Origin of the sequence: Mesorhizobium sp. M7A.F.Ca.CA.002.05.1.1 (assembly GCF_003998335.1) — a bacterium.
GTDB lineage: Bacteria > Pseudomonadota > Alphaproteobacteria > Rhizobiales > Rhizobiaceae > Mesorhizobium.
The window spans coordinates 1-14,898 of the sequence record NZ_RZQI01000043.1 but is presented as its reverse complement, the minus strand read 5'-3'; the positions used below and the strand labels follow the sequence as shown (position 1 = coordinate 14,898).

Annotated in this window: 11 protein-coding genes and 1 pseudogene; 10 read left to right on the top strand and 2 right to left on the bottom strand. The window is 64.4% G+C overall.

Going from position 1 to position 14,898, the window contains the following annotated elements:
• Positions 1–71 precede the first annotated feature (71 nt).
• The 7 genes and pseudogenes from pncB (at position 72) to EN939_RS04235 (ending at position 7,493) form a co-directional block, all read left to right on the top strand.
• Positions 72–1,376: a nicotinate phosphoribosyltransferase gene (gene pncB, locus EN939_RS04265; protein ID WP_127267048.1), complete on the top strand. Its 1,305-nt coding sequence runs from the start codon at positions 72–74 to the stop codon at positions 1,374–1,376.
• Between the two features lie 3 nt (positions 1,377–1,379).
• A complete protein-coding gene (locus EN939_RS04260; protein WP_127267047.1) occupies positions 1,380–2,738 on the top strand; it encodes a hypothetical protein in 1,359 nt (452 codons plus the stop codon).
• A 128-nt stretch (positions 2,739–2,866) separates the two neighbouring features.
• Positions 2,867–4,171 carry an ABC transporter substrate-binding protein gene (locus tag EN939_RS04255; protein ID WP_127267046.1) on the top strand — a complete coding sequence of 435 codons (1,305 nt, stop codon included), beginning with the start codon at positions 2,867–2,869 and terminating at the stop codon, positions 4,169–4,171.
• Positions 4,172–4,209: 38 nt separating this feature from the next.
• Positions 4,210–5,091 (top strand): branched-chain amino acid ABC transporter permease, encoded by an 882-nt coding sequence (locus EN939_RS04250; RefSeq protein ID WP_127267045.1) that lies wholly within the window; start codon positions 4,210–4,212, stop codon positions 5,089–5,091.
• Positions 5,088–6,052: pseudogene (locus EN939_RS04245) on the top strand (branched-chain amino acid ABC transporter permease). Before EN939_RS04250 ends, EN939_RS04245 begins: the two are co-directional and overlap by 4 nt.
• Positions 6,049–6,777, top strand: a complete 729-nt coding sequence (locus EN939_RS04240; protein ID WP_127267044.1) for an ABC transporter ATP-binding protein — start codon at positions 6,049–6,051, stop codon at positions 6,775–6,777. The pseudogene EN939_RS04245 and the gene EN939_RS04240 overlap by 4 nt, the downstream one beginning before the upstream one ends.
• Positions 6,774–7,493 (top strand): ABC transporter ATP-binding protein, encoded by a 720-nt coding sequence (locus EN939_RS04235; RefSeq protein WP_127267043.1) that lies wholly within the window; start codon positions 6,774–6,776, stop codon positions 7,491–7,493. The genes EN939_RS04240 and EN939_RS04235 overlap by 4 nt, the downstream gene beginning before the upstream one ends.
• On the opposite strand, the gene EN939_RS04230 is transcribed toward EN939_RS04235, so the two are convergent.
• A complete protein-coding gene (locus EN939_RS04230) occupies positions 7,494–8,939 on the bottom strand; it encodes a sodium:proton antiporter (protein ID WP_127267042.1) in 1,446 nt (481 codons plus the stop codon).
• A 157-nt stretch (positions 8,940–9,096) separates the two neighbouring features.
• Positions 9,097–9,711 carry a bifunctional nicotinamidase/pyrazinamidase gene (gene pncA, locus EN939_RS04225; protein WP_127267041.1) on the bottom strand — a complete coding sequence of 205 codons (615 nt, stop codon included), beginning with the start codon at positions 9,709–9,711 and terminating at the stop codon, positions 9,097–9,099.
• A 244-nt stretch (positions 9,712–9,955) separates the two neighbouring features.
• Here pncA and EN939_RS04220 point away from each other — a divergent pair, with 244 nt between their 5' ends.
• From EN939_RS04220 to EN939_RS04210, 3 genes are all read left to right on the top strand, one after another.
• Positions 9,956–10,810, top strand: a complete 855-nt coding sequence (locus EN939_RS04220; RefSeq protein ID WP_127267040.1) for an FAD binding domain-containing protein — start codon at positions 9,956–9,958, stop codon at positions 10,808–10,810.
• Positions 10,807–13,641, top strand: a complete 2,835-nt coding sequence (locus tag EN939_RS04215) for a molybdopterin-dependent oxidoreductase (RefSeq protein ID WP_127267039.1) — start codon at positions 10,807–10,809, stop codon at positions 13,639–13,641. Before EN939_RS04220 ends, EN939_RS04215 begins: the two co-directional genes overlap by 4 nt.
• A partial coding sequence (locus tag EN939_RS04210; protein WP_127267038.1) for a 6-hydroxynicotinate reductase occupies positions 13,638–14,898 on the top strand: 1,261 nt, incomplete at its 3' end. The genes EN939_RS04215 and EN939_RS04210, both read left to right, overlap by 4 nt.

Sequence of the window (14,898 nt, the reverse complement as noted above, 5' to 3'; positions counted from 1 at the left end):
GTTCTGGCCGATTCGATGCTATGAGGCCTGTCGCGATTGTGGATGGCAGGCAGCGAAGGCGGTGTTGAGACATGGCTAAGACCGATATTGCGCGGCGCGTCTACAACCACACCTGGAAGCTCGACCCGATCGTGCGCAGCCTGCTCGACACAGATTTCTACAAGCTTTTGATGCTGCAGATGATCTGGGGCATGTATCCCAAGGTCGACGCAACCTTCTCGCTGATCAACCGCACGACTTCGGTGCGCCTTGCCGACGAGATCGACGAGGCCGAATTGCGCGAACAGCTCGACCATGCCCGCACCTTGCGCTTCTCCAAGAAGGAGATGATCTGGCTCGGCGGTAACAATTTCTACGGCCGCAAGCAGATCTTCGAACCGGAATTCCTCGCCTGGCTGGAAGGCTTCCGGCTGCCCGAATACGAGCTGTCGAAGCGCGACGGGCAGTATGAGCTGACCTTCAGCGGGCCGTGGATGTACACCACACTGTGGGAAATCCCGGCGCTCGCCATCATCAATGAACTTCGATCGCGCGCGGCGATGCGGGCGTTCGGGCCTTTCGCGCTCGACGTGCTCTATGCCCGCGCCAAGTCCAAGATGTGGGCCAAGACCGAGCGGCTGAAGGCGCTGCCCGGCATCCGCATCTCGGACTTCGGCACGCGCCGGCGCCATTCCTTCCTATGGCAGCGCTGGTGCGTCGAGGCGCTGAAGGAAGGCATCGGCGAAGCGTTCACCGGCACCTCCAACGTGCTTCTGGCCATGGACAACGACCTCGAAGCGCTCGGCACCAACGCACATGAGCTGCCGATGGTGTTCGCCGCCCTCGCCGACTCGGAAAAAGAGCTGAGGCAGTCGCCCTACAAGGTGCTGCAGGACTGGCAGCGTTACTATGGCGGCAATCTCTTGATCGTGCTGCCCGACGCCTTCGGCACGGCATCGTTCCTGCGCGATGCGCCGGACTGGGTGGCCGACTGGACGGGCTTTCGCCCGGACAGCGCGCCGCCGATCGAAGGCGGCGAAAAGATCCTGTCCTGGTGGCGCGACAAGGGCAAGGATCCCAAGCAGAAGCTGTTGATCTTCTCCGACGGGCTCGAAGTCGAGACGATCGAGGAGACCTATCGCCACTTCAAGGGCAAGGTGCGCATGTCCTTCGGCTGGGGCACCAATCTGACCAATGATTTCGAAGGCTGCGCGCCGACGGAAACCAACAGCCTCGACGCCATATCGCTGGTCTGCAAGGTCACCGAGGCCAATGGCAGGCCAGCGGTCAAGCTTTCCGACAATCCGGCCAAGGCGACCGGCGATGTGAAAGAGATCGAGCGGTATCTCAGAATTTTCGGCGAGAAGGACCGCGTGGAGCAATTGGTCAAGGTGTGAGGGGTGGGGTTCCTGGATAGTACGAGTTCCCTGGCGCCCCCCTCTGTCCTGCTGCTGCCGACCGGCTACTATCTGATCGGCGGCGCCTTCGCCGTTGCCGTCAGTTTCCTCGTCCTGGCGCTGCTGCCAGCGGATTTTCTCGATCGTTTCTGGCGCCGGCGCCTGCCGTTGTTTGCCCTCAGCGACGCCACCCGCGCCGCCATCAGCCTGCTATCCTTCGCCGGCTTTGCAATTCTTATCGCCGCCGGCTTTTTCGGCAGCCGCGACCCACTTTCCAATCCTCTGCCACTGGTGATCTGGACACTGTTGTGGGCCGGCGTCACGCTGCTGCAGGGTGTCTTCGGCGACCTCTGGTCATGGCTCAACCCCTGGTATGGAGCATGGCGTCTCGCCTCGCGCCTGTTCGGGACCAGGGATCACGGAGCATGGCGCCTGCCCGGATGGGTCGGCTGCTGGCCGGCTGTCATCCTGTTCTTCGCCTTCGCCTGGTTCGAACTCATCGATCCGGCGCCCGACGATCCGGGGCGGCTGGCCTTGGCCGCCGGCCTCTACTGGCTGTTCTCTTTCCTCGCCATGCTGGCGTTCGGCTATCGCGGCTGGAGCCGCAGCGGTGAATTCCTGACGGTTTTCTTCTCGATGGTGGCGCGCTTCGCCGTGGCCGAACGCAACCAAGACGGCCGGCTTGGCCTGTGCTGGCCCGGCGCCAAGCTGCTGACGGCGCAGCCCCTGCCGGCCAGCGGCATCGCCTTCCTGCTGCTGGCCCTGTCGTCGGTGTCCTTCGACGGCCTGTCGAAGACCTTCTTCTGGCTCGGCCTGTTCGGCATCAACCCGCTCGAATTTCCCGGCCGCACCGCGCTGATCGGCAGCGGCACTTGCGGGCTGATCCTGACATTCGCGCTGCTGGCGGCGGTGTTCCTGCTTGCCGTCCGGCTCGGCCAGCGTCTTGCCGGCAGCGATCACACGCTCGGCCAGGCCGCAGGCCTGCTGGTGTGGTCGATCGTGCCAATTGCGCTTGCCTATCACGTTGCGCATTATCTGACGGCGCTGCTCGTCGACGGCCAGTATGCGCTTGCGGCACTGTCCGATCCGTTCGCGCTGGGCTGGAACCTGTTCGGCACCGCCGACATGCAGATCGAGGCCGGCATCGTTGCGGGGGCGGACTCTGCGTGGTGGCTGTGGAATATCCAGGCCGGCGCCATCATCCTGGGCCATGTGCTCGCCGTCCTCGTCGCTCACGGCTTCGCCTGGCGCCTGCACCCACAGCCCTCCCGCGCGGCACTCAGCCAGTTCCCGCTCACCTTGCTGATGATCGCCTACACCGTCTTCGGCCTCTGGTTGCTTGCCACGCCGACTGTCGGATGAGAAAAGGCGACCAGCATGCCTTCGGGGAAAGCCCGCTTGCCACGTCGGGGCTTTGGTGATTTAGTTTGTACACATGCGATTTTTTGCCTCGTTACAGCCAGTCAAAACTCAAAAACAGGGGAACTGCCGTGACTGACAAGAATGGGTTTTTCGATCTCTCCAGATCCACGCTCACCCGCCGCACGGCGCTGAAGGGTCTGGCCGCCGGCGCCGGCCTGGGCCTGGCCCCCGGCTACGTCCGCTATTCCCAGGCGCAGAGTTCGGCGCCGATCAAGATCGGCTTCCAGTCGCACCGCACCGGCATCGGCGCCGCCTATGGCCGCTGGTACGAGAAGACCACGGCTGCCGCGGTCAAGGCGATCAACGCCGCCGGCGGCATCAACGGCCGTCAGGTCGAGGTGATCATCGAGGATGACGGCACCGATCCCGGCCGTGGCGCCGAGGTGGTCGGCAAGTTCGCCACCCAGCACAAGACCGACATCGTCTTCGGCACGCTGTTCTCGCATGTCGTCATTGGCTCTGCGCCCGCCGCCGGCGAAAACAAGATGCCCTATTTCGTCGTCAGCGAAGGCCATCACGTCGCCTCGACAAAGCTGAACCGCTATGTCTTCCAGCCCGGCATCACCGACGTGAAGAGCCAGATCCAGTCGATGGCGCCGTGGATCGCGGCCAATGCCGGCAAGAAGGTGACGCAGATCTTCCCCGATTTCGCTTTCGGCTACGACCATCGCGACTACCTGCCGCCGGCACTGAAGGCGCAAGGCGGCGAGGTCATCGCGCAGATCGCCATCCCGCCGACGGAATCGTCCTTCACCAAATACTTCCCGCAGATCCCGGCCGAGACCGAGGTGATCTACCACGTCATGGTCGGCCCGGCCGTGCTCACTTTCGTCAAGGAGCTCGGCGAATTCTACGGCTCCAACCGACCGCAACTGTTCGGCTTCATCGATTCGCTCGAGGCCACCGACATCAACAGCCCCGGCCTCGAATTCCTCGACGGCAGCCATTTCTGGGAAGGCTCGCCGCGTTATGCGCAGGCCAACGATTCCGAAGCGCAGAAGGCCTACCGCACCGCTGTCGGCATCGATGACAATGGCGCTGCCGTCGGCGATCCCAAGGATGTCTCCACCGCAGCCCACATGTTCGGCTGCTGGGAGACGCTCTATGTCGTCAAGAAGGCAATGGAAGACGCCGGCTACAAGGGTCCGGAAGACCGCGCCAAGCTGGTCGAGGCGACCGAGGCACTGACCGAGTTCGCCGAAGGCCCGCAGCATCCGCAGGGGCCAAAAACCTTCAACGGCAAGATCCACCAGTGCTTTGGTATCCAGAACATCTCCAAGGTCGAGGGCGGCAAGCTCAAGGTCGTGCACAAGACCAAGATCGAGGACGGGCTTTACGAGGCCGAGGGAGATTATACGACGCAGGCGCTGTGAGTTTGGCATTCCAGCAAGCGCCTGCCAGCGTGTAACCGATGCACTTTGGTCCCCACCTCCTCCTCGCCGCTCTCGAAGGCCTCGTCACCTCGTCAGTGCTAGCCCTGACGGCGCTCGGCCTGTCGCTGGTGTTCGGCGTCATGCGGGTGGTCAATGTCGCGCATGGCGAGTTCTTCATGCTGGGCGCGGTGCTCGCCTGGGCGATCACCACGGCCATCGGCGGTCACCCTGCGCTCGGCTTCCTGGCGGCGCTGGTGATTGCCCCGCTGATCGTCGGCGCCATTGCGCTGGTCGCCGAACGGCTGGTGCTGCGCCGGCTCAATTACAATCCGGAAGCCACCATCGTCGCCACCATCGGCATGCTCTACATCATCCAGCAGCTGGCGCTGACTTTCTATGGCCCGGAGGCTCGGCCGGTCGAGCCGCCGTTCAGCTACCGCATCCTTTTGCCGTGGTTCGGCTATTCCGGCTACAAACTGTCTGTTATCGCCGCTTCCGCGCTGCTGCTCACCGCGACATGGCTGGTGCTGACGCGCACCAGGATCGGCCTCGTCATGCGCGCCACGCAGTATGACAGCGAAACCGCACAGGCCTTCGGCATCCCTGTCGGCCGTGTCTATGGCGGCGTCTTCGCGCTCGGTGCCATGCTGGCGGCCATTGCCGCGGTGCTGATCGTGCCGATCAGCCAGGCGCATTATCTGATGGGACAGGATCCGCTGCTGCTCTCCTTCATCGTCGTCATCATCGGCGGCCTCGGCTCGCTGCGCGGCACGGTCGTCGCCGCCGTGCTGATCGGCCTCTCCGACGGCATCATCTCGATGTTCTTCTCGCCGACGCTGGCCAAGATCATTGCCACGCTGCTCGTCGCCATGGTGCTGGTGTTCCGCCCGCAAGGCCTGTTCGGGACGGCATCGCGATGAGCGAAGCTTCGCCGGCAAAAGCCTATGCCCTGCATCTCGGCGTCATCGCCCTGCTCTTCGTGCTGAGCTTCCTGCTGCCGGACTACTATCACGGCCTGCTTGCCCGCATCATGGTGCTGGCGGTCTTTGCCATGGGCTACAACATGCTGTTCGGCTATGTCGGCCTGCTCAGCCTCGGCCATGCGATGTTCTTCGCCGCCGGGCTCTATGGCGCCGGCCTTGCCGTCATCCAGCTCGGCTGGAGCGTACCAGCGGCATTCGCCTCGGGCCTCGGCTGTGGTGTTGTTGTTTCACTCGTGATCGGCCTGCTGGCGTTGCGCACCACGGGCGTCGCCTTCATGATCGTCACCATGATGTTCGCTCAAGTGTTCTACCTCCTCATCCTCTACTTCGCGACTTGGACCGGCGGCGACCAAGGCATGGTCGTGCCGCAGCCGGCGCGGGTGCTCAGCTTTGGCGCTACATCGCTCGAACTCACCAATCCGACGGTGCGCTACATGACAGCGCTGGCGCTGTTTTCCATCGTGCTGCTCGTCACATTGGCCATCGTCCGCTCCCGCTATGGCCGCGTGCTGGTCGCCATCCGCGAGAATGAGGAGCGCACGAAGATGCTCGGCTACGATACGTTTTCGAACAAGCTCGCCGCCGTCGTCATCTCCGGCATCATCTGCGCGGCCTCGGGGGCCGCCTATGCGCTGCTGTTCGGCTATGTGTCGGATCGAGCTTCGCGTCGGTGCAGTATTCGATCCTGCCGCTGCTGTGGGTGCTGCTGGGGGGTGCCGCGACGACGCTCGGACCGCTGATCGGCACGCTGTTCATGTACTATGTCATTGATATCACCAGCGGCTACACCTCCGCCTATCTGCTGATCGTCGGCATCGCGCTGATCCTGCTGGTGCTGTTTTTCCCGAAAGGCATTCTGGGCAGCATCCGCCAGCGCTGGCTCGGGTGGCTGCCATGATGCCGCTTTTGACCACCAAGGGCCTGTCGCGCAATTTCGGTGGTCTGCGCGCCGTCGACAATGTCGATTTCGCGCTGATGCCGGGCGAGATCCGTGCCGTGATCGGCCCCAACGGGGCGGGGAAGACCACCTTCGTCAGCCTGGTCAGCGGCCGCATCCAGCTGTCTGCCGGCATGATCGTCTTCGACGGCGCCGACATCACCAATCTGCCTGCCTATGTCAGGGTGCGCAGGGGCATCGCCTACACCTTCCAGCTCACCAGCGTCTATGCCAACCTGTCCGTTTACGCCAACGTCGCGCTGCCCGCGCAACTGACGCAGCGGCATGGCAGTCATTCCAAGAGCGCGATACAGGCCGCTGTCATGACCGCACTGGAACGCACCGGCCTGGCCGATCGTGCCCACATGCCGGCGGGCCAATTGTCCTACGGCCATCAGCGCCTGTTGGAAGTGGCGATGGGCCTCGCACTGAAGCCGCGCCTGCTGATCCTCGACGAGCCGACGCAAGGGCTGGCCGACAGCGAGATCGACAATTTCATCACCCTGGTGCGCGAGATCGCCAAGAACGCCACCGTGCTTCTGATCGAGCACAACATGCCTGTCGTCATGCAACTCGCCGACCGCATCACCGTCTTCAATGCCGGCAAGATCCTGGCCGAAGGCACCCCCGAAGCGATCCGCGAGAACGCGGCGGTGCAGGAAGCCTATCTGGGGACCGCCCCATGACCGAGGCAAAGTCCGAGGCGCTGACCATCTCTGGACTGGACTGCTACTATGGCGAGGTCCAGGTGCTCTATGGCCTCGACCTGGTGCTGAACAAGGGCGAGGTGCTGTGCCTGTTCGGCCGCAATGGCGCCGGCAAGACGACGACGCTGAAAGCCATCATGGGACTGGTTCCCTCAAGCGCCGGCTCGATCAGGCTCGATGGCCAAGAGTTGACTGGTCTGCCGGCGCATGAAGTGCCCAAGGCCGGCGTCGCCTATGTGCCGCAGGGAAGACGGCTGTTCGCCGAAATGACGGTGGCGGAAAACATCGAGATCGGCCTGATGGCGCGCGGCAAGGGCAAGGCCGTGCGGGAAAATGTCCTCGACCTGTTCCCGCTGCTGCGCCAGCGGCTGCGGCAGCGTTCCGGCACATTGTCCGGCGGCGAACAGCAGATGCTGGCCATGGCGCGCGCGCTCTGTCTCGAACCGCAAGTGCTGCTGCTCGACGAGCCAACCGAAGGGCTGATGCCGTCGATGATCGCCAAGATCCGCGAGACGGTGTCGAAGCTGCGCGACATGGGCGTCTCGACCATCCTGGTCGAGCAGCGTGTCGATGCGGTGCTTTCGGTCGCCGACCACGTTGCCTTCATCGAAAACGGCCGCAACCGCGAGACGGTCGACGTCGAGGAGTTGCGCGCCGACCCGTCGGCGGTCCGCCGCTATGTCGGCGTCGGGTGATCAGCCGAAGAACAGAAAGCCCGCGACCAAAAATGTCGGGATCAGCACCAGCCCAGACCACAGCATGTAGCCGAAGAAGCCCGGCATCTTCACGCCGCGATGGCGGGCGATGGCGTAGACCATGAAGTTCGGCGCATTGCCGATATAGGTGTTGGCGCCCATGAACACCGCGCCGGCCGAGATCGCGGCAAGCGTCGAAGCGAACTCCGTCATCAGGTGCCGGGGGTCGCCGCCGGCAAGCTCGAAGAACACCAGATAGGTCGGCGCATTGTCGAGGAAGGACGACAATGCCCCTGTCAGCCAGAAATAGGCGAGATCGTTGGGCGTACCCGAGGGTGAACTGACAAGCGACACCAGCGGTGCCAGCGCGCCGTCATGGCTTGCCCTTAGGATGGCGATGACCGGCACGATGCAGATGAAGATGCCGGCAAACAATTTTGCCACCTCTGCTATCGGGCCCCAATTGAAGCCGTTCGCCTCCCGGTGGCTCTTGTAGGAGAGCGGAAGCGACAGCAGGGCGAGCGCCAGGATGATGGCGTCGCGCACCAGATTCTGCAGTTCGAGACTGACGCCGAACACCGAGAAGCTGACGCCGGGCTTCCAGGCCGCCGACACCAGGATGGCGCCGATCACGCCCGCCAGCAGCGGAAGGTTGGCCAGGCCGCGCAGACGCACCTTGGTATCCGGCGTCGGATCCTTGATCTTCGGCGCGCCAGCCTCGCGCCGATGCAGGATGATGTCGATGCCCAGGAAGACGGCCAGCACGGCACCGCCGACGAACAGGGTCTCGCGCCAGAGATTGGCGGTCGTCCAGAAGAAGTCGACACCTCTGAGGAAGCCGACGAACAGCGGCGGATCGCCAAGCGGCGTCAGCGAGCCGCCGATGTTGGACACCAGGAAGATGAAGAAGATGACGACATGGGCGTTGAACGGCCTGTTATCGTTGGCGCGGATGATCGGCCGGATCAGGATCATCGAGGCACCGGTCGTGCCTATCACCGAGGCCAGCAGCGCGCCGACCAGCAGCAGGCCTGCATTCACCAGCGGCGTGCCGTGAATGTTGCCGGCAAGGAGAATGCCGCCCGAAATGGTGAACAGCGCAAACAGCAGGATGATGAACGACATGTATTCCGTGAGCAACGCATGCAGCACCGCTTCGGTCGCTGTGGGAACACCGAAGGCAGCCGCCAGCGGCACGATCACCAGTGCGGCCCAAAGGGCCGATATCTTGCCGTAGTGATGTTCCCAAACATGAGGAAACAGCAGCGGACCGGTGGCGATCGACAACAGCAGCCCGGCAAAGGGCAGCGCCCACCACAGCGGCATCGAAGCGCCGGGCAGGCCGTGTTCCTCCGCCGCGAAAGCCTGTGCCGGGAACAGCACGGCGGCAATTATCGCAGCGCATGCAGCCAACAGGGAGATCGGATATGAAAAAGGCCCCCTCATCCGGCCGCTACGCGGCCACCTTCTCCCCGAGGGGAGAAGAGACTCGGCGCCGACGCTCGCCTTCTCCTCTCCCCTCGGGGAGAGGTCGGATTGCCCCGAATTGCCCTTCGCAATTCGGCTGGCAATCCGGGTGAGGGGGTGCTTGCCCAACGGCCGTTCAATCCGACAAAGGGTCTTCGAGCGTCACGCCGGCGTCGCGCAGGCGCTGCAGCATGGCATCGAGCGAACCGTTGAGATCGATGCCGCGGCAGGCATCGAGCCGCACTGTGGTTTTGAAGCCCTGGCTGACGGCGTCCAGCGCCGAAAAGCCGACGCAGAAATCGGTCGCCAGCCCGACCAGGGTCAGCGTGTCGATGCCGCGCTCCCGGAGGTAGCCGGCAAGGCCGGTCTGCGTCGTGCGGTCGTTCTCGAAGAAGGCCGAATAGCTGTCGATATCAGACCGAAATCCCTTGCGAATGACGAGCTCGGCCTTGGTCCAGGCCAGGCCGGAATGGAAATCCGAGCCCAGGCTGCCCTGGATGCAGTGGTCCGGCCACAGCGTCTGCTGACCATAGGGCATTTCGATCATCGTGAAAGGCTGCGCGCCCGGATGGCTGGAGGCAAAGCTGGAATGACCGGCGGGATGCCAGTCCTGCGTCAGCACGACATGGTCGGTTCGCCGGATCAGGTCGTTGACCAGTGGCACGATCTCATCGCCGCCGGCAACCGCCAGCGCGCCGCCGGGACAAAAGTCGTTCTGCAGGTCGATGACAACAAGCGCCTCGTCGGCCATGGGCTTTCCTCTTCCGTATGCAGGCTCCAGTGGAAAATGCCGCTGACGCGACCGGACGCAGAAACTTGACCAGATGGCCGGCGGCGTCAACCTCTCGCGACATAACAAATGCGTGCCGGCCGGGCCGCCGCAAACTCGGGCTTTGACAAATCCAGCGGGCTTGATATCATTTGCATACGAATGAGTTTCTCGGCTCGAACGCCGGAAATACCGGATTCGGAAAGTTCCTTCTGGAAGGCAAAGCGTGATCCGTTACGCGAAACCCACCTCGGTCGACGAAGCGCTCGCTTTGCTTGGCGAGGGCGCCTGGCGCATCCTTGCCGGCGGCACCGATTTCTATCCGGCACAGGGCAGCAAACCGTTCCGCGACAATGTTCTCGACATTAACGGCCTGGCGGCGCTGCGCGGCATTGCCGAGACGCACGACCATTTCGTCATCGGCGCGCGCACGACCTGGACCGACATCGTCCGCCATCCCTTGCCGCCGGCCTTCGATGCGCTGAAACAGGCGGCGCGTGAGGTTGGCTCGGTGCAGATCCAGAACGTCGCCTCGGTCGCCGGCAATCTCTGCAACGCATCGCCTGCCGCAGACGGCGTGCCGGCCCTGCTCATCCTCGATGCCGAGGTCGAGCTGCGCTCGGTGGCCGCGACGCGGCATCTGCCGTTGCAGGACTTCATTCTCGGCAACCGCCGAACCGCTCTGCTGCCCGGTGAGATGGTCACGGCCATCCGCGTGCCGAAGCCCAGCGGCACGTCGGCTTTCGTCAAGCTCGGCGCGCGCCGTTATCTCGTCATTTCCATCGCCATGGTGGCGGCGCGTCTGGTCGTCCAGGATGGCCTTGTCCGGCAAGCGGCGGTCGCCGCCGGCTCCTGTTCGGTGGTGGCCAAGCGGCTGGCCGGCGTCGAAGCCGCGCTGCACGGTCTGCCGGTGGACGGCGGACTCGCCGACGCGGTCCTGGCCGCGCCGATGGCAGAACTGTCGCCGATCGCCGATGTGCGCGGCAGCGCCGAATACCGGCTCGATGCGGTGCGCGAGATTGTTGCCCGCACGGTGCTCGCGGCTATGGGGCGTACGACTGGCGAAGAGGTGGCGGCATGAGCCAAAATTGGCCTGACGCGCGTGAAGCCCTGCCCGATCCGGGCAGTGCCCAGCCAGGCTTCGGCGCTGCGCGCGCCGATATCGCCTTCGAGGTCAATGGCACCGCCGTCTCGGTCAATGTGCCGCCCCTGCGCCGCCTGTCCCTGGTGTTGCGCGATGAATTGCTGTTGACCGGCACCAAGATCGGCTGCGACGCCGGCGACTGCGGCGCCTGTACGGTGCTGGTCGACGGCGATCCGGTCTGCGCCTGCCTGATGTCGGCGGCTTCCGCCGCCGGGACGGCGGTAACATCCGTCGAAGGCCTCGCCAATGGCCGGCTGTCGGCGCTGCAGGCCTCGTTCCTTGCCCATGGCGCGGCGCAGTGCGGCATCTGCACGCCGGCGCTGCTGGTCGCGGCAACGGCGTTGCTGGACAAACAGCCAAGCCCGACCGAGGCCGAGGTGCAGGATGCGCTGGGCGGTATTCTCTGCCGCTGCACCGGCTACCGGAAGATCATCGCGGCGGTGATGGATGCGTCCCTGCAGGGCGCAAGCCTCGATTTCCGCTTGCCTCGATCAGGCCATGCGATCGGCTCCTCGCCCGTCCGGCTCGATGGCGTGCCGAAGGTCACCGGGGCTGAGAAATTCGGCGGCGATTCCTTCCCCGCCGATGCGCTGGCCGTGCTGGTGGTCCGCTCGCCGCATTATCACGCCAGCTTCGCCTTCGGCGACCTCGACGGCTGGACGAAGGCGCATCCCGGCATAGCCGGTGTCTTCACAGCAGCCGACATTCCGGGAAAAAACTGTTTCGGCGTCATCGGCCCGTTCGCCGACCAGCCGGCGCTGGCTGAGGGGTTTGCCCGCCTCCGCGGTGAGGCGGTGGCGCTGGTTGCCGGCGAGCGTGAGGCGATGCTCGATCTCGACCTCTCGGATTTTCCGATCCGCTGGACCGAATTGCCGCATGTTCTCCAATCCTGCGAAGCGCGCGCCGGCGGTGCCAAGCTCATTCATGAAAACAGGGCGGCAAACTTGCTGACCTCCGGCTTCGTCGAACGCGGCGATCCGGAAGCAGCGCTTGCCGGCGCGGCTTTCACCGTCTCTGGCGCCATCGACACCTCCTATGTCGAGCACGCCTATATCGAACCGGAAGCCGGCTATGCCTATCTGGACGGCGACACGCTGGTCGTCGTCGCCTGCACCCAGGCGCCCTATATGGACCGCGACGAGACGGCGAAGGTGCTCGGCCTAGCCGTCGACAAGGTGCGCATCGTGCCGACCGCGACCGGCGGCGGTTTCGGGTCCAAGCTCGACGTTTCGCTGCAGCCGCTGATCGGCCTGGTGGCGATGAAGACGGGGCGGCCGGCGGCACTTGCCTACACCCGCACCGAATCGATGATTTCGACCACCAAGCGCCATCCGGCCGAGATGAGAGCGACCATCGGCGCCGATGCCGACGGCATTGTCACCGGCATGATCTTCGAAGGTGACTTCAACACCGGCGCCTATGCAAGCTGGGGCCCTACCGTGGCCAACCGCGTGCCGGTGCACGCCTCCGGACCCTATGCGACGCCGAATTACCGCGCCGAAGGCCGCGCCATCCACACGCATGGGCCGATCTCCGGCGCATTCCGCGGCTTCGGCGTGCCGCAAGCGACGATCATGCAGGAGACGCTGTATGACGAGCTAGCCGGCAAGCTCGGCATGGACCGGCTCGATTTTCGCTTGAAGAACTGCCTTCGTAACGGATCCGAAACGGTTACCGGGCAGCTTCTGGAGTCCGGCGTCGGCATTGCCGAATGCCTCGAATCGCTGCAGCCGCATTGGGTGCGCGCGACGGCTGATGCGGATGCGTTCAACCGTGCCAGCAGGGATAGAAAGCGCGGCGTTGGCGTCGCGTCCTGCTGGTATGGCTGCGGCAACACCTCGCTGCCCAACCCGTCGACAATCCGGGTCGGCATCGCGGCTGACGGCACGGTCATCCTGCACCAGGGCGCCGTCGATATCGGCCAGGGATCCAACACGGTCATCGCCCAGATATGCGCCGACGCGCTCGGCCTGCCGCTTGAGAAATTCCAGTTGAAGAGCGCCGATACGGCCATCACCCCCGACGCCGGCAAGACCTCGGCCTCGCGCCAGACTTTTGTAACCGGCAAGGCGGCCGAAAAGGCCGGCCGCGCCTTGCGCGAAACGATCCTGCGCTTCGCCAATGTTTCCGAAAACGCAGCCCTGCAGCTCGACGGCCCCGTGATCGTCATCCGCGAAGGTGAAGCCACGCGCCGCGTCGATCTCGCGACATTGGATGTAGACACCGAAGGCTTCGTCTTTCGCGCCGAGGAGACCTACGACCCGCCGACGCTGCCCCTCGACGCCAGGGGCCAGGGCAAACCCTACGCCGTTTACGGCTATGGCGCGCAGATCGCCGAATTGGAGGTCGACCTTAAGCTCGGCACGGTGAAGCTGCTGAAAATCACCGCCGCGCATGATGTCGGCAAGGCGATCAACCCGCTGCTGGCCGAGGGCCAGATCGAAGGCGGCATTGCGCAAGGCATCGGCATGGCGCTGATGGAAGAGTATATCCCCGGCCGCACCGAGAATTTGCACGATTATCTCATCCCGACCATTGGCGACGTGCCGCCGATCGAGACCATTCTGATTGAAGTTCCGGATCCGGAAGGACCCTTTGGCGCCAAGGGTTTGGGCGAGCATGTGCTGATCCCGACGGCACCGGCGATCCTCAATGCCATCCGCCACGCCACCGGCGTGCTGGTCACCAAGATTCCGGCGACGCCGACGCGTATCCGCGCTGGCATCCGCGAAAAAGATGGCATCCGCGAAAAGGAGGCACGCCGATGAGCGAGCTTGCCGAACGCTTCGAGACCCATGATCCCGGCGAGAAGCTGGTGGCGGAGAAGATCCGCTGCGATGCCTGTCCGGTGATGTGCTACATCGCTGACGGGCGCACCGGAGCATGCGACCGCTACGGCAATGTCGGCGGCAGGATCGTGCGGACGGACCCGCTGACCATCCTCGATCATGCGGCCGAGACCGGCGCGGCGATCGTGCCGTTCGTCGCCGTGGGCGAGGCCTGGGACGGCGAACTGGTCAACACCGGCCGCCGCTTCGTCACCGCAATCGGCGCCGGCACCACCTATCCCGACTACAAGCCGGCCCCCTTCATCGTCAGCCAGGAGGTCGAAGGCGTCGATCTCGTCACCGTCGTCACCGAGGGCATCTTCTCCTATTGCGGCGTCAAGGTGAAGATCGATACCGACCGTCACCTCGGTCCCGAGACGGCAATAGTCCGCGCAGCCGGCGAAGCGATCGGCCATGTCACGACGGGCGAGTATGGCTCGCAGATGCTGTCGCTGGGCGGTGTGCACCATCTGACCGGCGGCTCCAAGGCCGAGGGACGCGCCACCTGTGACGCGCTGCTCAATCTGTGCAACCGCAAGCCGGTGGAACTGGCCATCGACGGCGGCGCCACCATCATAGTCGAAGCCGGCAAAGCACCTGTCATCGACGGCAAGCAGGAACACCGAATGCGCGTCGGCTGCGGCTCGGCCACCATCGGCATGTTCGCCACGCAATGGCGCGGCCTTGTCGACGAGGTGGTGGTGGTCGACGACCACATCACCGGCGTCGTTTCCGAGCATCAGGCCGGCAAGGTGCTGGGCTGGCAGGATACAGGGATAAAAATAATCGGCCGCCGTTCGACGCCGGGCCGCTATTTCAAGGTGTCCGAACCCGGGCTGGGCTGGGGCGGCACCAGCATTTCAGACCCGCTGTCGATCCTCGGAGAGTGGAACGCCAAGAAAGGCGCGCGGCCGGGGCTGTCGCTGCTGATGGTGTCGACCACCGGCGAACAGTTCGCCTATTACGAACTCGACGACGAACTGAAACCGGTGCAAAAACCTTTCCCCGAACGGCTGCAGAAGTCGGTCGGGCTGATCGAGGACAATTGCGAGCCAGCTTTGTGCACAGTGCTGTTCATCGGCGGCGCCGGCGGCTCGCTGCGGGCCGGCGTCACCGAAAACCCGGTCAATCTCACCCGCTCGGTTCAGGGCCTGACCACCTATGTCACGGTCGGCGGCGCGCCGGTCTATGTCTGGC